The sequence below is a fragment of the Leptospira ainazelensis genome (genome assembly GCF_016918785.1).
Lineage (GTDB): Bacteria > Spirochaetota > Leptospiria > Leptospirales > Leptospiraceae > Leptospira > Leptospira ainazelensis.
The window spans coordinates 1-19,776 of sequence record NZ_JAFFPT010000045.1 but is presented as its reverse complement, the minus strand read 5'-3'; the positions used below and the strand labels follow the sequence as shown (position 1 = coordinate 19,776).

19 protein-coding genes are annotated in these 19,776 nt (G+C 41.6%); 6 read left to right on the top strand and 13 right to left on the bottom strand.

The window, feature by feature from the left end:
• Positions 1-120: 120 nt before the first annotated feature.
• Both JWG44_RS11265 and JWG44_RS11260 read left to right on the top strand, forming a co-directional pair.
• Complete coding sequence (locus JWG44_RS11265) at positions 121-783, top strand: class I SAM-dependent methyltransferase (RefSeq protein WP_205275053.1); 663 nt, start codon at positions 121-123, stop codon at positions 781-783.
• A 34-nt stretch (positions 784-817) separates the two neighbouring features.
• The gene (locus JWG44_RS11260; RefSeq protein WP_205275052.1) at positions 818-1,168 is read left to right on the top strand and encodes a hypothetical protein; all 351 of its coding nucleotides are present in this window, start codon (positions 818-820) and stop codon (positions 1,166-1,168) included.
• 26 nt (positions 1,169-1,194) lie between these two features.
• Here the strand turns inward: JWG44_RS11260 and JWG44_RS11255 are convergent, their stop codons facing one another.
• Together JWG44_RS11255 and JWG44_RS11250 are read right to left on the bottom strand one after the other, a co-directional pair.
• The gene (locus tag JWG44_RS11255; RefSeq protein ID WP_205275051.1) at positions 1,195-1,977 is read right to left on the bottom strand and encodes a prohibitin family protein; all 783 of its coding nucleotides are present in this window, start codon (positions 1,975-1,977) and stop codon (positions 1,195-1,197) included.
• 154 nt (positions 1,978-2,131) lie between these two features.
• The gene (locus JWG44_RS11250; protein ID WP_205275050.1) at positions 2,132-3,433 is read right to left on the bottom strand and encodes a sugar transferase; all 1,302 of its coding nucleotides are present in this window, start codon (positions 3,431-3,433) and stop codon (positions 2,132-2,134) included.
• Positions 3,434-3,547: 114 nt separating this feature from the next.
• On the opposite strand from JWG44_RS11250, the gene JWG44_RS11245 reads away from it, so the two are divergent.
• The gene (locus JWG44_RS11245) at positions 3,548-4,309 is read left to right on the top strand and encodes a response regulator transcription factor (protein WP_205275049.1); all 762 of its coding nucleotides are present in this window, start codon (positions 3,548-3,550) and stop codon (positions 4,307-4,309) included.
• Positions 4,299-6,356, top strand: a complete 2,058-nt coding sequence (locus JWG44_RS11240) for a sensor histidine kinase (RefSeq protein WP_205275048.1) — start codon at positions 4,299-4,301, stop codon at positions 6,354-6,356. The genes JWG44_RS11245 and JWG44_RS11240 overlap by 11 nt, the downstream gene beginning before the upstream one ends.
• Before the next feature lie 560 nt (positions 6,357-6,916).
• Here the strand turns inward: JWG44_RS11240 and mtaB are convergent.
• From mtaB to JWG44_RS11205, 7 genes are all read right to left on the bottom strand, one after another.
• A complete protein-coding gene (gene mtaB, locus JWG44_RS11235) occupies positions 6,917-8,230 on the bottom strand; it encodes a tRNA (N(6)-L-threonylcarbamoyladenosine(37)-C(2))-methylthiotransferase MtaB (protein ID WP_205275047.1) in 1,314 nt (437 codons plus the stop codon).
• Entirely contained in the window at positions 8,211-9,008 is a 798-nt protein-coding gene (locus JWG44_RS11230) for a tetratricopeptide repeat protein (RefSeq protein WP_205275046.1), read from the bottom strand. The genes mtaB and JWG44_RS11230 overlap by 20 nt, the downstream gene beginning before the upstream one ends.
• Before the next feature lie 20 nt (positions 9,009-9,028).
• Positions 9,029-9,454 (bottom strand): hypothetical protein, encoded by a 426-nt coding sequence (locus JWG44_RS11225; protein WP_205275045.1) that lies wholly within the window; start codon positions 9,452-9,454, stop codon positions 9,029-9,031.
• A 3-nt stretch (positions 9,455-9,457) separates the two neighbouring features.
• The gene (locus JWG44_RS11220) at positions 9,458-12,007 is read right to left on the bottom strand and encodes an ATP-dependent Clp protease ATP-binding subunit (RefSeq protein WP_205275044.1); all 2,550 of its coding nucleotides are present in this window, start codon (positions 12,005-12,007) and stop codon (positions 9,458-9,460) included.
• Positions 12,008-12,146: 139 nt separating this feature from the next.
• On the bottom strand, positions 12,147-12,935 hold the full coding sequence (locus JWG44_RS11215; protein ID WP_205275282.1) for an ATP--guanido phosphotransferase: 789 nt from the start codon (positions 12,933-12,935) through the stop codon (positions 12,147-12,149).
• A gap of 242 nt (positions 12,936-13,177) precedes the next feature.
• On the bottom strand, positions 13,178-13,855 hold the full coding sequence (locus JWG44_RS11210; RefSeq protein WP_205275043.1) for an ABC transporter ATP-binding protein: 678 nt from the start codon (positions 13,853-13,855) through the stop codon (positions 13,178-13,180).
• Position 13,856: 1 nt separating this feature from the next.
• Positions 13,857-15,230: an ABC transporter permease gene (locus JWG44_RS11205; protein ID WP_205275042.1), complete on the bottom strand. Its 1,374-nt coding sequence runs from the start codon at positions 15,228-15,230 to the stop codon at positions 13,857-13,859.
• 124 nt (positions 15,231-15,354) lie between these two features.
• Between JWG44_RS11205 and JWG44_RS11200 the strand changes: the two genes are divergently transcribed.
• Positions 15,355-16,380, top strand: coding sequence for a hypothetical protein (locus JWG44_RS11200; protein WP_205275041.1), 1,026 nt, complete (start codon positions 15,355-15,357; stop codon positions 16,378-16,380).
• Positions 16,381-16,387: 7 nt separating this feature from the next.
• Entirely contained in the window at positions 16,388-17,395 is a 1,008-nt protein-coding gene (locus tag JWG44_RS11195; RefSeq protein WP_205275040.1) for an LIC_10230 family protein, read from the top strand.
• A gap of 127 nt (positions 17,396-17,522) precedes the next feature.
• Here the strand turns inward: JWG44_RS11195 and JWG44_RS11190 are convergent, their stop codons facing one another.
• The 4 genes from JWG44_RS11190 to JWG44_RS11175 all read right to left on the bottom strand — a co-directional run.
• Positions 17,523-17,747: a hypothetical protein gene (locus JWG44_RS11190; protein ID WP_205275039.1), complete on the bottom strand. Its 225-nt coding sequence runs from the start codon at positions 17,745-17,747 to the stop codon at positions 17,523-17,525.
• 4 nt (positions 17,748-17,751) lie between these two features.
• Positions 17,752-18,471 carry a toxin-antitoxin system YwqK family antitoxin gene (locus JWG44_RS11185; protein ID WP_408611964.1) on the bottom strand — a complete coding sequence of 240 codons (720 nt, stop codon included), beginning with the start codon at positions 18,469-18,471 and terminating at the stop codon, positions 17,752-17,754.
• 68 nt (positions 18,472-18,539) lie between these two features.
• Positions 18,540-19,292 carry a hypothetical protein gene (locus tag JWG44_RS11180; protein WP_205275037.1) on the bottom strand — a complete coding sequence of 251 codons (753 nt, stop codon included), beginning with the start codon at positions 19,290-19,292 and terminating at the stop codon, positions 18,540-18,542.
• Positions 19,285-19,776, bottom strand: a 492-nt coding sequence (locus tag JWG44_RS11175) for a ParA family protein (protein ID WP_205275036.1), incomplete at its 5' end; no start/stop codon positions are given. The genes JWG44_RS11175 and JWG44_RS11180, both read right to left, overlap by 8 nt.

Genomic DNA, 19,776 nt, shown 5'->3' with positions numbered 1-19,776 from the left:
AATTTAATAAAGAATCCCAATTGAACGCCTTTTGAAAGAAAGCGTCGATCCGGACAAAATAGATTTCGGGTTTGACTTTTCCTATCAAATCGATTAGACATAATCCTGAGTGAGAAACCGATGAGCGACCTCGATTACTACGAAAATCCCGAATATCAGAATTTTCTGATTTCCAGTAAACGACGCGAACTTACTCCCCCGGAAACGGTTTTCAAACATTTTAACTTTAAAGACGTCGCTCACCTCGTAGACTTCGGGATGGGTCTTGGTTTTTTTACCTTAGAATTAAAAAAGCAGCTTCCAAAAGAAGCCTGGATTTGGGGCGGAGAATGTCAGCAAGAGTTGATCGATGAAATTCTTCATTGGAAAAATAGAGACGAGATCACCAACTTCACTCCTTTTTTCATAGAAAAATCCGATCACCCGCTTTTACCGGAATGGGTGCCGACTCCGGACGCCGTTTTTGCTTCTTTAGTATTGTCCACATTCCCCGATCCGGGTCTTGCCATGGACGGACTCATTCGTTCGATGAGAAAGGGTGGAAAACTCGTAGTTTTAGATTGGGTTAAAAATGAATTTTCGGTGGGACCAAAGATCAACGATAAGATTTCTTTGGATAAGATGAAATTTTTAGCCGCGATGTATCATCTTGATATCGTTAAGAATGTAAGAATTTCCGAACACGTCTACGGCTTGGAAGTAGTAGCGGGCAAAGATTTCGAGTACGGTTTTTACGATCTCAAGGAGGAAGAAGATACGACGGACGAGTTTATCCGTTCTTAAAAATAAACCCGATTCGAACTGAGATTTTTTATTTATGAGTTCAAAATCCAAATTCTTAGATTTCAAACGAAGTATAACGTTCCTTCTTACCGCGTTTTTTCCCGTTGGATGCAGCTTGATATACGATCGAGGGCCTTACTTGCTGCCTCCGATCGCGGTAGAATATTATGGATGTCATAAATGTAATAGTTATATCGGCGGAATTTTTGGGAAAGGTCCTCTTCTAAAATACAAATCTGAAAACGCGAAACTATGTATTCATCACTGGGAAAAGACAACATCTTCGAAATTCGAAGAAGAAGTCCGTTCCCATTTTCAAATCGATCTTCAAAAAGACGAATGGTTCCAAAGAATCAAAAGTTCGACTCTTTCGGAAGAAAGGTAAACTGACGTTTTCAAACTCGGATCGAATTATTTAATTTGAAACAGCGTATTCGCGCCTCCGCCAAGATAAGTATCAGGATATTTGCCGTCCCATTTTTTGATTCTTTCCATCTCGACCATCATAGGCGTAATTTGTTGCGACTTCAACCTGAGCGTTTCAGCTTCCGCTCTTGCGTTTACGATTTGTTGTTCGGCTTCTATCTTAACCCGTTCCAATTCGTTTTTTGCGCGAAGCGCGTCTTGTTCCGCTTTTTGTTTTAACTCGATCGATTCCGAAAACGTTTTAGAAAATTCGAAATCCTTCATAGACACTTCGTCGACAAGAATATAAAATTTACCGAGTTTGGTGTGAAGAAGATCGTGAATTTTCAAAGAAACCGTCTCCCTTTTGATAACGAGATCCGAAGCGGTAAATTGAGCCGTTACGTGTTTCATAGTTTCGAGAATCGCCGGAACTATGATCGTTTCTTCATAGTCCATTCCAATTTCCTGATATAGTTTATTTACCTGGTTCGGAGAAAGATGATAAGTGAGAGTGATCATAGTATGAATTTCCTGCAAATCGCTGGAAGGGGCCGTTGAATTCGCCTCCACTTTTTGAATCCTTACGTCGATACTTTTTACCGACTGAAGGATCGGCGCCACAAAATTGATTCCTTCCCCGAGAATTCGATCCGATACGGATCCGAGGTTTGTGACGACGCCTCGATGACCGGGTCCGATACAAACGATCGGATTTACAATCAGGAGCAAAATCAGACCGAATCCTTTTAACCAATGTTTTTTAAAAAGTGCAATCCACTGTTCCATAATACGTTCTCCTTTTTCTTATTTCACAGGATTGTTCTCAAAACGTATATTTAACAGCAATCGAAAAAGAAGACCTTTAGAAATCCATTGAGATGATTTTTCATTTCATTCGATCGAATGAGAGGAAATAAATCGATTCTCTGAAATCAAATTCCTATTTATCTAAGATTGACCAACGATTTCCAATCAACTTCCAATTCAAACCTTCAAGAATAAAAACCTCGGTTGACCTTGCTATCTCCTGGAATTTCTGAAAGGTTTTCCAATTTGAAATTCCTAAAACTTTAAACGTCTTTCTATGATCTAAAATCACCGTTACACAAGCGGCGAACGAGATCAATCTCCAGAGAATCCGAAAAAGAATCTTGGTGAAAAAATTTCGAACTCGAATTCTAAAAAAGTCGCTGTGAAATTTCAGATGTTTTTCTTCATCCTTCACCACTTCCAGTAAGGCCGCTTTAACAAAACCGTTCGGAATTTTATCAGTGAGCCTTTTATAAAAACAGATTCCGATCACCTCGGCTGCGAGCAATACCATCAACTTTAAACGAACTCCAAGAAGTCTCCTGCCAAAGTGAAACAACCTTTCCGTCCAGTTGGATTCGATCAATTCTCCTTTGAGTGCGCGAACACATTCTCCCAAAATTCTCGCGTGCCTTCCCTCTTCCTTAACGAAAAGTTTTAGCGCTTCTCTGTAAAAATCGTCGATACCGAAAAGGATCGTCTTATCGATTTGTTTCGCGATTCGTCCCTCGCCGGCTTCGCCGAGCTGAAAGACGGCGAGAGAATAGGCGATAGAACTCATTTCATTCGGGTTTAATTCTAAAACTTGGGAATCGATTTTCGGCAGAGGACGGCTTTCATTTTTTTTAAAATGTTCTCTCCAAGGTTTCCAACGAATCGATCGTTTTCGCAGCGTAAGGGAGTTTTTGAGTTTCTCACTGATTCTTCTTTTACCGAATACGTTTATCAAAAATGTTAAGAGAACAATGCGAATATCCAATCTTATATTTCGATTTTTTAGATAGGAACGATCGAAACAAAAGGAGACCCGAGAACCCATTCCTGCGTATAATTGCGACAAACCCGTGATTCCGGGAAGTATCGCCCAGCGGATATCGTAGAATTTTCGGTTCCAACCCAATCGATCGATATCAAATTGAGTCAGAGGTCTCGGGCCGACGATTCCCATATCACCTTTGAAAATATTCCAGATCTGGGGCAACTCGTCTATACCCATGATTCTGAGCCAACGACCGAGGTTTGTGATTTCGCCGTTCCGCATCGTTCTAAATTTGAGAATTCGAAACGGTCTTCTTGAAAAACCGACTCTCTGCTGTAAAAAAAAGATCGGTCGACCATCTACGATCAAAACTAACAAACTCACTGCAATGAGAAGCGGCGAGAAAACAGTGAGGGCAAAGAAGGATAATACAACTTCAAAGATTCTTTTCATGACGATAACTATACAAGGTTTGAAAAAACAATTCATCCCTCCGTGTGCTCGAATCAAGGCACTCAAGTGCTTGACAAAGACGGTTAAAAAAACTTAGAATCTGGTCGTCGGTCCATGAATAAGAATCCACTCCAACTATTTATAGTAGAAGATAACGAGAAGCTGAGAAAGGCCCTTGTCGCAGGTTTAAAAGAAACCGGTAAATTCAAAATCATCCACGAAGGTGCAAGCGGCGAGGAGGCGATCGAAATTTCTTTAAAAAAAGAATTCGACGTGATTCTCATCGACGTTCGCTTATCAGGAACGTTAAACGGCATCGAAACCGTTGTGGCGCTTCGAAAAGAGTTTCCTAGAAAACCGGTAGTCATTTACTCCATTCAAGACAGCGACGAATACTTTCGCACCTTTCGAAAATCGGGGATCTTGAGCCATTACGCCTACGTCCGTAAGTCCAATTATCTCCTACCGCAGATGATCGTTCCCTTGATTCAGCTCGCGTATGAAGGAAAAAGTTTTATCGACCCTGAAATCGAATCGAGAATCGAAGAAGTCAAAGATCAGGATGACAACTCCCCCATGGCAATCTTAGAGCCGAACGAAAGAACCGTAGCACGGATGTTAGCCGAAGGACAAAACAACGAACAGATCGCAACAAGGCTCGGTTTTAAAGATAAACGTACGATCAGCAGAATCAACGGGCAAATCTATGCGGCGTGGGACTTAAACGAATCAAACTCCGATGAAAAGGTCGCGCGGACAAGAGCAGCTTTGATCGTGCGAGAAAATCGCTTCCTTCAGTGGGAGGAAGACGGAAGCGCTTATTATAGAAACGGATCGGGAGAATGGATCCGATGGGAAACAAACATTGAATCTTGATCCGGAAATTTTCATCTGTTCTATTTTTCTTTTTTTATCTTCCGTTCTGCTTTGGCTCGCTTCCACAACTTACGTAAACCTGGAAAAAAGGGATCGATCCGCCACCTTCACAATTTCAATTTTAATCTCGGCTTCCATTCTTTTCGGTTTTTTTTCCTGGATCGGAGAATTCGGATTATTCGAAGTTTCGGGTTATCCCGCATTCTATTTTTTTCCCGGAATCTTCGGATTGATACTGATTCCATTCGGTTGGTTTTTTATCATCATCTGGTTTGTGGGTTTTCTAAAACAAAATGGATTCTACCGATTTATTTTTCGGATCTTGATCCTAACTCAAATTTTTGCCTATATCTTTTTTATTTTTTGGGTTCGAAAATTCGATTCTAATTTATCTTTATTCAATTTTTGGAATATAGTTCCTTTTTCGTTCCGTTTGTCGTATTTGATCTATATTTTTGTTTGTATTTTAGTTCCGATCGTGGCGCTAAAATCCTTTCGAATTTCGAAACAGATTCTTCCTGAAATCGCCAGAGAAAAAGCGGTTCCTTATTTGTATACGACCTCGCTCCTACTCCTTGGAGTTTGGATTCTTGTTTTCTTTTTATTCTTGGGAAAGGGTCTCGAAATATCTGAAGATCCGGTTCTACAATCGCAAAGAAGTCCTATGTTGTTTTACGGATTTCTAATCGGAATTCAATTGTTTGTCGCGGTTGCCATTTTGGTTTTAGGAAGGGCATTGATTTCCTATGAAATTTTTACCGGAAGAATTTTGCCGAAAATCAGCTTACGGCGAGAATGGAGAAACGCGGTTCTCGGATTTGTTACCCTTTCCGGAATCTATTTGGTGCTTGGCATTTTCAAATTTCAGAAAATCGAACTTTTCCTCTGCATCTCCTACGTTTATATCGTTTCCAGAACGTTCCTTTTAAAAAAGAACAAGGATCTGAGACTGGAGGAAAATTCGATTCTACGATCGATTATGATCCCGGAAGAATTTTCCAGGAACCGGTTTTCCGAAGAAAAGGAAATTCAAACTCGATTTCAGATTTCATTCGAAATTTTATGTTCGAAAATTTTGGAAACTTCGAAGGGATTTTTTTTAAACGAGAATAAAATCCCGTTTATTCCGGATCTACTTTTGCAATATCCCTCTTCTACCGAATTTTCCGATAAAATCGAATTCAAATATTCTAATCTGATTTTCGAAAAAGACGGACTCGCCTATTTGAATGACGAGAATTCTTTCGGTTACGTGCTTTGTATAAGAGTGGAGAACGATCATTCCGGAACGGGATTCTTATTTTTAGGGCAAAAAATCGACGGCGGTCTTTATGCGGAAGAAGAAGTCGAAATCGCTAAAGCGGCGGTCGCTTGGATGTTAAATTCTCTTTTTGTGGAAAGTAACGCACAGACTTTAAGTTCACTGCAAAGAAAACATATAGAAGAACAAAGGATCGCCGATTATAAAACCCGGCAAATTCTTCACGATGAAATCCTCCCGGATATCCATTCTTCCATATTAGAATTATCGCAAATACCACCCGTCCCGGTCATCGGAGAACAGATTCAACTTTTGACGGATCTCCACAAAAAGGTTTCAGGTTTTTTGAGAGAATTACCGGATACAAGTTTGGAAATTCAGAGACTCGGTTTGATCGACGCTCTGAGTCGACGGATGGGTTCAGAATTTGAATTCTCTTGGTTTGAGTGGAAATACGACTCCAAACTCAAGGAAAATTTTCCGATCACAAAACCCGAGATTTTAGAAATCCTTTTTTACGCGTGCCGAGAATCCATCCGAAACGCGGTTCGTCATTCGGGGGAAGGGAACAAAGAGAAAGTTTTTATTTCCTTTCAAGAAAAAGAAGGAATTCTCATTCGAATCAAAAACAGAGTTGCAAAAAAAGAATTCGAACTCGTTGAAACCGCCGGACAGGGTCTTACGATTCATAGCGCCCTTTTGAAAGTATTCGGGGGTTATCTTACTTTAGAATTTTTGAATACATCGGAAGCAACCGTTGAAATTTTTCTTCCCTCGAAAAAATGAGGAGTTCCCACAAAAAAATTAAATGGATCTTACCCTTTACTTCGTTTTAAGAATTGTGATTTAGAGGTTTTTCCAAAATCGTAAACGAAAAAGCTATATAGACCAATTCAACTATTCACAATAAAATGCTGGAGTTCCTACAGATTACGTCTCTTAATCAGTTTTCGCTTTTTCTAACGAACGTATTGGGTGCAAAATTTTTATTGGAGTTCCTACATTCCGAGGTTTTGGGAAAAGCTTTTATCCTTTAAATCAACTCCAACCCAAAAGGATAAATTCCTGAAATTAATTTTCTATAAAACGGTGAGAATCTTGACTTCTTCAAAATCGGATTTTGTCGAGACTTTAAGTCCCATAAAAAAGCAAAGATCTTGATTTTTCTAAAATCGGATCGGATTTTGTCGAAACTCTAAGTCCATTGAAACGGAATTAGAAAGTAGAGGCCGCTTCTAAAATCTCAATTCAAAGTTTAATTTTCGAGTTATTAGGAGTTAAAGATCCAACGCCGCGACTGGAACATTAGAAAAACTTTAAATTTTCCGGCAAAGAATATGGAATTCTTATCTAAAAACTCTGCCGGAAAATATTCCCTCTTTATCGTCTTCCTCTCGGTATTCCGAAAGTTCCACATTTAGAAATTGGCCCGTTTTCAGATTTTTCAACTCTTCCTCGGAAATTCTCACTTTGAGATAATTATCGGTGACCGCCGTCCCGCCTTGTTCCAGAATCGCTTCCCGGACCTTTCCAGTTTCAACGACCGCATAATTCTTATGCAACTTTCTCGAAAGAGAATTGAGAACATGAACTCTTTCCTTTTTTATTTCCTTCGTAACGGAATCCGGGAACGTTTCGGCTAACGTGTTTCTTCTAACCGAAAATGGAAACGCATGAATTTTTGCAAAACCGAGTTCTTGAACCATTTTCACGCTGTCATGAAACATTTCTTCAGTTTCACCCGGAAATCCCACGATCACGTCGGTTCCTAGGAAAAGTCCGGGGATTTTTTCCTTTGCGGTTTCCACCCTTTTACGAAAAGTTTCCGGAGTGTAAGTTCGTTTCATTCTTTTTAAGATTTCCGCGCTTCCGCTCTGAAGGGGAATATGAAGAAAGGGAGTAAATCGAGGATGAGACATCAATTCAGCGAGTTCATTCCCGACATCGGGAGGTTCGATAGAAGAAATTCGAAGTCTAGAATATTCTAATATACTTAAGATATCTTTCAAAATGCGGTTGAATGCTTTTTTATTTTCGGAGTCCCGATACCATCCGAGATTTACTCCCGTTAAAGTAATTTCACCGACTCCGTGATCTTGTAAGAATCGGACCTGGTCCAAAACGTCTTCGTAGTTTCTGCTAACTCCCAAACCGCGCGCTTGTGGAATCTTACAATAAGAACATTTCCGGTTGCACCCGTCTTGAATTTTCAAGTAAGCGCGGGTATGTCCGTTCGGCAATACGTCCGAGTAAGAAAAACGATCGTAAACGACTCCGAACAAATCATCCGAACCGATCAGTCCCTTTTTTTTAAGAATCATCGAAGGAAGTTTTGATTTTTCCGTATTCCCGACAACGCCCGCAACACCGGGGATAGCTTCGATCGATTCACGATCGGTTTCCGCGTAACAACCCGTTACCCAAATCTGGGAACCCGGAAATTTTTTGATCGCGTTACGGATCGTGTTCCGGTTTCGGGAATCGGCCTTATTGGTCACCGTACAAGTATTGATGATGACTACCTCGGGATGTTCTTCCCCTTCCGCAGAACGATATCCGTGTTTTGTAAGAGAGGAAAACAAACCGTCAGACTCAAAAAAATTGAGCCTGCAACCGAGAGTGTTAAAGAGGACGGTTTGTTCAGCTATTGGAGAGGGCATTGAGTTTTGCTTCGATTCTTCTGAGATTACCTTTGAAGTGAGGATTTTCCGGTTCAATCTTCAAAGCGGATTCGATCTGTTCCTTCGCGGAGTTTAGATAATTCTTCGCATTTGCAAACTTTCCCTTTTTGTTTTCTTGATTGGATGCCTTTTCGTAGACGAGAGCTAAGTTGTTCAAAACGTTTGCGTTATTGGGAACTAAAGAGTTTGCCCATTTCAAACTCACTTCCGCTTTTTCTATACTTCCCAGATAATAATAAATCTGACCTTCCAGAACAAGAGGACGATAATCGTTCGAGTCTTCCGCTTTTAATTTTTCGGTGATGTTCAGCGCATCCTTCGCCTTTCCATTATAAAGAAGCGCGGTTCCAAAAAGAAGTCGAACGTCTTTGTTTCGAGGATTGAGCTCGTATGCGCGGGCGATGATATCCAGTCCGTCGTCTTCCCTTCCGTTGTTCAAAAGATATCTAGCAAAGTCCAGACTGACGACGGGATCTCCCGGTTTGATAGTAAGGGCTTCGGACCAATGGGTGCCCGCAGATTTGGTTCTTCCCGCTGAAAAATGGCAATGCCCCGCGAGGTAATGAGATTCGTAGGATCTCCCCCCTTTTTCATGAAGGGCACGGATGATTTCCAAACATTTTTCGTAATTCTTACCTTCGAATTCTTTCAGAGCGGAAGTATATTCTTCGGTGGGTTGTGCATATATTAAAGAAGAATGAAATACTGCAAGGATACTCAAAACGAGAAAAATGGAACGAAATTTTCGAATCAGCATATTGATACTCTCTTGAATCTTTAGGCGGTCATTCTCATCGACTTTGCATTGATACAATCAATGAGAGAATGAAACGGTTCTACGGGATCTATATAAACGATGATACTCGGATACTTTTGCATTAGAAAATGCTCGATCTGTTCTTCGGAAAGAACGACTTGATCTTCCATTTCGAGAACCGGAAGTCCGTCCGTATTTCGATAGATTGAGTATTCTTCCTGGCCGAGAAAATCGGTCAAAAGCATATAACCCGAGCCGTAGTAAACTCCGCCCTGAAAGTAATACTTGTAAAAGACCCTTACCTCGGGAAGAAATAAATCGGGGTGAAAAACGCAGAGAGAGATTTTCTCAATCCCTGCAATGGTTCTGATTTTCCTCAGATGGAACCAGATCTTCCGAATCAGAAGATAAGAAACCAGAATCAATACAGGGATGAGAATCGGCATCCTTTAGACTAAGGCAATTTCTTCCGACCTTTCGGGATTACCGGAAGAATTGTCGTCTCCTCCGGCTTTCGCGTCAGCCGGTTTGTAGTCGGTCCACGGAGTTTCCACAAAGTCAAGTTTTCCTTCTTTGAAATCGATTTCGATTTTAGTAGGTTCCTTGTAAGCGCCTTTGAGAGTCTGAACGGCCATGTGATCTTCAAGTTCTCTTTGGAAAACTCTGCGAAGCGGTCTCGCACCGAACTTCTCATCGTAACCGATATCCATGATATGATCTTTAGCCGCTCCGGTAATCGAAACTTGGATCGCCTTTTCGCGGAATCTTTTGTTCGTATCAATCACCATAATATCGATGATAGCCATGATATTTTCTTTGGTCAGAGATCCGAAGTAGATGACTTCGTCCACACGGTTTAAGAATTCCGGATTGAAGTATTTTTTCAACTGATCGCGGGTCTGATCGGACTTGTATTTCGCAGCTTCGTCCTTACGATCTTCAAAACCGAGTCTTCCTCCGGATTGAATTTCCTTCGCTCCGATATTGGAAGTCATGATGATAATCGTATCTCTAAAGTTGACTTTGCGCCCTTTCGTATCGGTCAAGTTTCCTTCTTCCATGATCTGAAGAAGAATATTGAAAATGTCGTGGTGCGCCTTTTCAATCTCATCCAGAAGAATGATGGAATACGGTCTTTTTCTGACAAACTCGGTCAACTGGCCTCCGTCATCGTAACCTACATAACCGGGAGGAGCTCCGATCAAACGGCTGACGGCGTGAGGTTCCATATATTCGGACATATCCACACGAAGCATTGCATCGTCGTTACCAAAGAGAAAGTTCGCGAGAGCTTTTGCAAGTTCGGTCTTACCGACTCCGGTTGGTCCGAGGAAGATAAAAGATCCAGTCGGTCGTCTTTCACTTTTGAATCCGGTTCTCGCACGGCGCACCGCTTTCGCGATTTTTTCGATCGCATCGGTCTGACCGACGATCCTTTTTTTGAGTTCGTCTTCGAGTCTGAGAAGTTTATCGGATTCCGATTCTTCCATTTTTTCCAAAGGAATTCCGGTCCATAAGGAGATCACGGAAAGAATATCGTCTTCCTCGATGTTGACCGCGAAGTCTTCCATCTTCTCCTGCCAAGAACGGATCTTTTCTTCCATCGCCTGTTTTTTCCGGTTCACTTCGTCGCGAACGCCGGCGGCCTTTTCGTATTCTTGAGCGCGGACCAATTCTTCTTTTTTGGTCGCAAGAGATTTGATTTCTTCTTCCAGATCCTTGATCGTTTGAGGACGAGCGCAATTCGCCAAACGGGCTTTTGCTCCGGCCTCGTCGATGATATCGATCGCCTTGTCAGGTAAATAACGATCGTTGATATATCTGTGAGAAAGTTTTACGGATTGTTCCAAAGCCTTATCGGAATATCTCACTTTATGGTGAGCTTCGTACGCTTTTTTCAATCCTTGCAGAATCTGAATCGCGTCGTCCACGGATGGTTCCGCCACTTTTACGACTTGGAATCTTCTTTCCAAAGCGGAATCTTTTTCGATGTATTTCCGATATTCCGCGCTCGTAGTCGCACCGATACACTGGAGTTCTCCTCTCGCTAACGCAGGTTTGAGAATGTTCGCGGCATCAACGGCTCCTTCCGCAGCCCCCGCTCCGATCAGAGTGTGAAGCTCGTCGATAAAGATGATGATGTTTGTGGAAGTTGTTATTTCCTTCATGATCTTTTTCAGACGTTCTTCAAATTCTCCTCTGTATTTGGTTCCGGCAATCAAAGACGCAAGATCCAAAGAAAGAACTCTCTTCTCGAATAAAAGATCCGGAACACTTTTTTCAACGATCGCAAGAGCAAGACCTTCTACAATTGCGGTTTTACCCACTCCGGATTCTCCTACAAGAACCGGGTTGTTTTTTGTTTTCCGAGATAGAATTTGAATGACCCTTTGAATTTCAACGGCTCTTCCCACAACCGGATCCAACTTCTTATCCTTTGCAAGTTGTGTGAGATCGCGTGCAAACTCGTCCAAGATCGGAGTTTTTGTTTTCTCCTGACGAGGTTGAGTTCCTTGAGGACCGGATTGTGCCGCGGAACTCACTCCTACGGAACTTGTCGGTGGAGCTCCGAGTAAACGAAGAATTTCGCTCTTTATAACATTATAATTTACGCTGAAAGAATAGAGTGCGCCACCAGCGATATTATTGTTATCTCTCAAGAGAGCGAGAAGGATATGCTCCGTCCCGACGTAATTATGTTTGAGACGTTTTGCTTCTTCTTTGGAAAGTTCGATAATTTTTTGATATCGATCCTGACCACCGGCGACGTCCATAAGCAAGGCTCCGGACGCTTCACGTGTTCTTCTTTCCACCTCTTTACGCAACTCGTTGAGGTTAATGTTGAGGTTGTTCAGGATTTTGATAGCGACCGAATCCTCTTCCTTGAGGAGACCGAGAAGGATGTGCTCCGGCCCGATATAATCGCTACCAAGACGCTTCGCCTCATCCTGAGCAATCTCGTTGATGACTCTTTTGGCTCTTTTTGTAAATTCCAGCATAACAGCGCCTTTGTGTTTTATTTGTAATGATTAGACTGAATTCGCATCCAATTTCCCACCCGAGAGTGAGGTTCTGCTTTTAATTTCAATATCGGAACGTTTTCAAAAAAGGAACGGAAGTTAGAGTAAAAATTCCGGGCTAAAACCCCGGTTCCACCTGTAAGGCTAAATAATAAACTAAATTTAAAAAGGAATTTTTTTGAGAATAGGCAAAATTTTTCAGATAAAAAACGGCGAATTCTGAAGAATTTTCAAGGTAAAACTCTAAAAAGCCGGGGACCTTAAAAGTAGGAACTCCTTCTTTTTTCCAGATCTTTGTGGAGAATTTTAGACTGATTTTAGTTCCCAAACCCGCGTTGGTCGGACAAGAGGTGACATAACCTAATTCTTCGTCGAAATCAAAAAAAATTCGATTCTCCATTTTTTCCAAAGGAGAATTTTCGATTCTTCGAAACAATTCTCCCAAAGAAGAAGAGAGAATTTCCCAACGAAGATGGTCTTCGTCGCCGGAAAATAGATTTCCTTCTCCCCAAGGGATTCTTGTTGGGAGGTCTTTTGTTCGAAGATGGGCCGGATCGACCTCCATTCTTTCTAATAAGAATGGTTTTAAAATTTGGGTCGGAACTCCGGAGGTTGCCGGATAAATTCTCCCGGAGAGATTTCGGCTGATTCTAAAACGAAAGGTAAAAGGGGGGGCGATTTGATCCAACTCCCGAATTTTCTCCGGCTCGGAGAGCGACTCAAATCGGGCAAACTTATCGAACTCGGGGCCTTTTAGATAACGAGAGGAAAAATCGATGTTTTCGCTCCGCAGATGAGTCCGATATTCCTTTCGAAAGAGCTTCAGACAATGAATACAACCTATCTTTCCGCGTTCGTTCCAGATCGAACGATCGGTTCCACAGTGCAGACAGGTTTCCAACGACATTCGGCTGATCATTCTCCGTAACTTCTTTTCAAAAGTATAACCTCGCTTCCCGTTTACTTTCGAATCTTCTTTTGTCAAATTCGGAGATTATCGATAACGAACGGAAAGAATCGGTTTTATTTTGAAGTTTCGTTTTACCGATTTTACTTGGGAATGGACTTTAAGTCGCTTTCAAGCTTTTTTTCAGCAAAGTTTTTCTTTCGGAACAAAGGACAAAAATTCCTCGTTTCCGATTTTGAAACTTAGGAAATCGGCTGCAACTTTCCGCCCGCCATCTGATTTCTTTTGTGAGCCAGCGCGGCGAGTTCCATGTCGTGCGTTACGATCACCATGGAAAAACGAAATTCCTTCTGAAGTTCCAGAATCAAAGCCATGAGATTTCGAGAATTTTCACGATCCAAATTTCCAGTCGGTTCATCGGCAAGTACGAGTTTCTTCCCTGCGACGAGCGCCCTTGCTACGCCGACTCTCGCACTTTCCCCTCCCGATAATTGAGAAGGAAAGTTATCGTGCCGATCTTTCAATCCGACTCGATCCAACATTTCGATCGAAAGTTGTCTCGCCTTTCCCGGCTGAACCCCGTTGATCAAAAGAGGAATGCTCACGTTCTCCAACGCGGTAAAGTCGGGAAGAAGAAGATGATGTTGAAAGATAAAAGAAACTTTCTCCGCTCTAAACTTTTCCTTTCCTACTTCGGAAATTTGATCCAAAGAAACTCCGCAAACGTTCACTTCCCCGGAATCATAAGTATCCATCGATCCTAAAATGTTGAGAAGTGTCGATTTTCCGATTCCGGATTTTCCTTCTACGGAAACGATCTCTCCTTCCTCTACGTCGAGATCCAGATGATCCAGAATCTTAAATTCCTTATCTAAGATATGATAATTTTTTACTAAATTTCTTACTTGTATCAGACTCACGTTAGTCGTTCCTTATTGTGTCCACAGGATTGAGTCCGGCGGCCCATCTCGCCGGGAAATAACCCGCGATTCCGGAAAGAATCGTCGCCGCGGTCGTTACCATAAAGATAAACGAAATGTCTATGTCGACGGGGATATGATCGAAGTAGTAGACGTCTTTCGGAACCAATTCCACGTTAGTCCACTCGGAATGATAAAAATAGAATCCGACCATGTTGATCAGTTCGGAAAGCGCGTTTACGATCGTTTCCAAGTTGCTCGCGATAAAAATTCCGGAAACGCCGCCGACGATAGAAGCTAAAATTCCGACCACCATCGCGTTTAACGTAAAGATAAGCAGAATGCCGGATGAAGGCAATCCAAGAGCTTTTAAGACCCCGATCGATTTTCTTTTAGCTCTCACCAAACTATAAACGCTGGCTACCATTCCGAGCGCGGCAAGAATGATAAATAAGAAAACTATAATAGAGATGATCGTCTTTTCCAGCTTTAACGCCGTAAAAAAGTTTTCCTGTTCTTCCGCGATCGTTCTTACGCCGAAAGACGCCGAGTAACCGATCTCATTTTCGAATTCAGGATCTCTAAATTCTTTTAAAATTTCTCTTTTGCAGTTTTGCAGATCGTCCAAAGACTTCACCTTGATCGCAATCTGATTTACGGAATCCTTTAAACTGAAAAATCTTTGTGCAACGGGAAGCGAAAGAAAAACATAGTGAGTGTCATAGTTATAGTAACCGGTTTTAAAAAATCCGACGGTGCGAAACGTTTTGATAGAAACGTCGACACCCTTCCCGAGAGAAAATCTTCCGCCAGGTACGGCCATCGTAAGATTCGCGCCTAAATCAAAGTTATAAAGCCCGGCCATTTCCTTACCGATGAGAACTTGATTTTCTGAATTATAATTCATGATCTCTTCACGGTTGTGATGGACGATCCTTGGAAAGTTCGGAAGACGATTTCCGATTAATTCCTGAATGTTCTCAACCGGAAGCGCACGAACCATGATGGGAATAAAAGAATTGCTGTTTTGAATCAATCCATGACTGGTAATACTTCCACCGATGGAAACGATCCTATCTTTTAAGTAAGGATTCTTACTGATCCAAGCGACTACCTTTTCGTAATTCTTGATATCGCCGGAATCAAAATTATTTTCGATGGTGATGTGCGGGCCGCCTTGCCAAAGAGATTCTTTTACCTGTCTTTGAAATCCGTTGAAGATGGATAAGACAACGATCAACAGTGAAACACCCACTGCCATCACGATAAACGAAAGTCTAGACTTTAACGATAGGAGACCTGCGACCCGGGACCCCCGTATATAGCGGGAGGTTACCAGAAATATCAAAGAACCCCGGAACAAATTTGACTTCATCAAAAAACTCTTAAATTTAGAAGGTTAAAACCTTCCTTAGTTTGACAATTCTCTGAATCCGAACCAGAATGTCAAAAATAAAGAAGAAAGTTTCCAAAACGGAGCCTTCTTAAGTTGAAAATACATGAGCTCCAATCAGGTCTATTCGTTTCAATTCATCTCTCGTGATGCCGCTTCTTCGATACACATTCTTTTTACATGCGTCATTGACATTCAGAACGCAAAGATCGATAAGCTGGAAGTCGTCGCGGTAGGCCAGTCGGATAACATCGCATCCATACAACTTTCGGTTTCCTCTCACAAAGACGTCGCAAACCTTTGCCAAAAATTGAAATACGAAGGAAAACAACTTAAGAATCTCACGAACAAATTAAACGAGCTCTTTCAAACCAACGGCAAATCGGATGATTTCATGGAACAGCTCATGCATTATTTCAAGGGCAAAGACAACGAAAAGATTTCCTATCTTCTCAATCAGGTCATCAATCAAGCTGCCGGAAATTCTAAACCCGATATACAAATTTTTTATATGATTGCTGATAGAGCGAAGCTCGACGAAGAGAACAACCCAAGTATCTCGGCGGAAATTTCTTCGGATATATCCGGTGGAACCGACGAAGATCTTCCTTCTTTTGAATCTTCTTCTCCAGCCGTTGAATTTGGAAAACCGGCGGAATCGGTAGAACAATACATTCCATCCGGAGCAAGAGTGGTTCCGATGAAATTTGTTCTTTCTCCCGTTTCGGGAGTTCAGATCAATTCGTTAAAAACCGGCGACAAGGTGATGATTCAACTTTTAAAAGCCGATACTTCTTCGCAGGTCATTATCGAATCGATGAAGTTGGAAACCCCGGAAGGACAAATCCGTCCCGTACCGGGAACTATCATCACATCCAAAAACAACGGGGTCGAAAACGAAACCGTGGTTCAGATCGGCGCCGATATATTTGGAAAAATCTACGAAGAAGAAAACTCGATCAAAGTAAAACCATACACTGGAGAAAAAACGATTCAGACGGCAAAACAGCCTTCCAAGGCGACGTCCCAAAATTCTCAAACGAACGAAGATTCAGGATTGTTGATAACGATTCTGGTTGCTCTCGGCGTTTTAGGAATTGCAATGACCGCAATCTTTGTATTCCTCCTCTAACTAAATTATGAAAACACAACTTTCTAAAATACTCCCCTTTATCATTTTATTATTCTGTCTGATTAATATCTCCTTCGAACCCGTATTCTACGATCCGAGAGATATGGATTCAATGGAGGCTCTTTTGGAAGGTTCCGGAAGGGAGCTCGCACCGCAATGGGGAATCGAAAGAGGATTGATCTCAAAGATCGTGCTTACCTCCAAAGTGATGGAAGAATTGAACGAGAAGACTATTCCCGCCGACGCGCAGTTGGACGCTACTGTGGATCGATTGAACAGAATTCTTCTCGGACAGAAGATTATGCTGTTTATTTACGGATTTCTAATATTCCTCTCGGTCACTTCGTTTTTGAGTCTTTACTACCGAGCTTGGTTCTATACTTTTTTAAATAGAAGCCTTTATTTGATTTCGATTCTTCCCGTTCTGATGTCCCTTCAACATCCGATGAGGAGCATTCCGCAAACTCCGATCATAGGGACGATTTCTTCCTTAGCCTTATTCACTTTGACCGGGTTTTTAGTTTATATGTGTTTTGCGATTCCTAAAGTTTACGGAAAAAAAATCGCGGATCGTTTTGGAGTTTTGGAAACGGCTCAAAACGGAGAAGAAGGGGAATTTCAGTCCAACTCAAATTCCAAAATCTCGTGGATTCCGATTCTTTTTCATTTCGTAATCATCATGGTTGCCGGAATCGTTTTGGGAAATCTCGTCTATATACCGATCTTCCTTCTTCAAAAACATTATTCTTTTGAATTCGGAATACTTCTTCTGGTTCTTATCTTTTTTCTGATGCTTTTCTACATTCGTAATTATTTTAGAATGGGAAAAAGCGACGAGCTGACCCCCGCGGGAAATATCACACTTTCGATCAGTTATCTTCAGTTTAGAATCATCAGAAACACGATTTTTATCAGCTTTTCGATCTTGGGAATTATTCTTTTTGTAGTATTTTTATTCACGGTCCTATCGATGAATACCTGGATTCTGGATTTCACGTCCGGAAAGTCGGTTTAACGAAAAAGCATTCGCCCATAGGTTAGAATTTTAGAATATTCTTCTATGTTCAAAATCGGATTGTTCGTGGCTTACAAATCGATCCTGAAAAAATTTCGAGCCAACTTCGTTTAATTTTAGAAAACTTTTACGTTTGTCGAAAGTAAAAATTCATCAGAAGGATACTCAAAAGATGAACGATCGAACAGAGAAGATAAAATTTTAGGTTCAGATTTTCTCGATATGCTTGAAAAAGACCGATGTGAACTACCGAAAATGTGGAAAGAAGAATCCAGAGATTGGAAATCGTAAGCGAAAAATAAACGCTTAGATAAACTACGAGAAGAAATAAAATTCCGAAAGTAAACTTCACGAATTTATTTTTTGGAAGAAGCTAACGTTTCACAGGCCGTCCGGGAACCTTTTAACATCTCGCAATTCTTAGTTCCATCGGGGAGGAAAGTCGTTCTCGAAAGAAAACTTCCATTCTCGTCAAAAACTTCGATCGCCTCGGTTTTGTGAGTTGGATAATAATAAAACCAGGTTCTTATCTTTCTTCCATTTTTATAATAACCTGTGTATTCCAATTCACCGTCCGGATAAAATTTCTGCCAGAGATTGTTTCTGTAACCGTCCGAATAACTTCCCTTTAATTCCACCTGACCGCTTACATAAAATCTTTCGTAGGAACCTTCTTCGTTCCCTTCGTCCCCGCTCATCAAAACTTCGGGTTTTCTATTTCCTTTTCCGAAGTTTTGTCGAATGTAAGGATTCCCATTGTCGAAATTCCAAATCCATTCTCCTCGGCGAACCGAATTCTCAAAGCGCCCGGTGGACAACATACGATCGTCATATTTCGAATAAAATTTACAAATGCCGTTTTCTAAACCCAGTTCGTTGATTTCACAATCTTGATAGATCTTACCGTTGTCGTAGTAGATTCTTCTTCTTCCGGGTTCCGTAAAAACGTAAGCGTTGAATTGTTTTTCAAACTTCGCTCCTGCGGGAATATTCGAAGGGATCGGTTCTTTCGCGCAGTCCGTAAAAAGAAAAAGGAATATGAAGAATACGAACGCCTTAAAAACAAAAAAAGACATTCCGTTGGAAAAGGATTTAGATTCTGAGTTCATTCAATTTATATTATATACGGAATCGTTTGAAAAGCTCAATCGATCGTGAACTTTTTGTTTACGAGGAGTTCTCCGTCTTCGTCTCGAATCTCTACTTCGTAGGATCCTTGCTGATCAAAGAACGTATCATCGTAATAAGTTTGGAACTTCTCGAAACTCTTTCGAAAATCCTTTTCCTGAACCGAAAATTCTTCCTTTCCTCCGTCCGTCTTGTAGATCGAAAGACGAACTCTTTTCGGAGTGGACCAACCCTTCTTATAATAGATAAAGAAGTCTTGTCCATGAGAGAAATGATATTCTTTTTGAGAGCTCATTCCCGAAACCTTCTCCGGTGTCATCTTATCGATGTCCATATAGATCTCGTGTTTTGCGGGCCAAAAAAACCAAATCGCAAGCGCGAGTAGAATCACTCCGGCAATCTTTAAAAAACGTGAGGACCCTTCTCTTTCAGGGGATTCCGGTTTCGTATAATCTTCCAATCTCATGACACTGCTTATCCTGTGGAGGTGGTTCTTTTTGGGCAAATGTTTTTCCTCTCTTGCCTCGAAAGAGGATGAATTCTGAATCGGCGGATTTTCAGTTTTATCCGATTCTTCTTTAGAAACGTTCTCTCCCGAACGAATCTCGGAAGAAGATAAAAGGACGTTTTGGGAAGAATCCGTTGGGACCGATTTTTCCGGAACAACCGAACTCGTTTTCTGGAGCGGGGTTTCGGAGGAATTTTCGCCACCCAGAGTTTTACGAACGTGAGCACCCGCGGCTTGTTTGAGAAGATCTTTTTTAGCCAAGAGAAAGAACCTCTTCCACCAAACCCTGGTAACATTTGGAAGCCTTTCCCTTTGGTTGATATTCAAAAAGAGTCTGCTTTAACATGTGAGCTTCTTCCACGCTCACGGATGGAGGAATTCTCGAGGAAAATAATTTCAGATAAGGTTCGATCATCGGTTCCAAGGTTTGCGAAAGAGTGGTCCTCGGATTGAACATCGTTAGAACCGCGCCTAAAACTTTCAGAGAAGGATTAAAACGTTTCACCGTATTCTTATGAGCCTCCAAGATCGCTTCGATCCCATCCAAGGAGAATTTGGAAACCTGGAGAGGAACCAAAAGCCCCGTCGATGCGACAAACGCATTCAAGGTAATCATAGAAAGACTCGGAGGACAATCGATGATGACATAATCAAAGTTGTCCTTGATCGTTTCCAAAGAATCTCGAAGCTGGAAGAATCCGTCGATCTTTCCGGAAAGCATCACGTCCACTTCTGCGAGCGACGG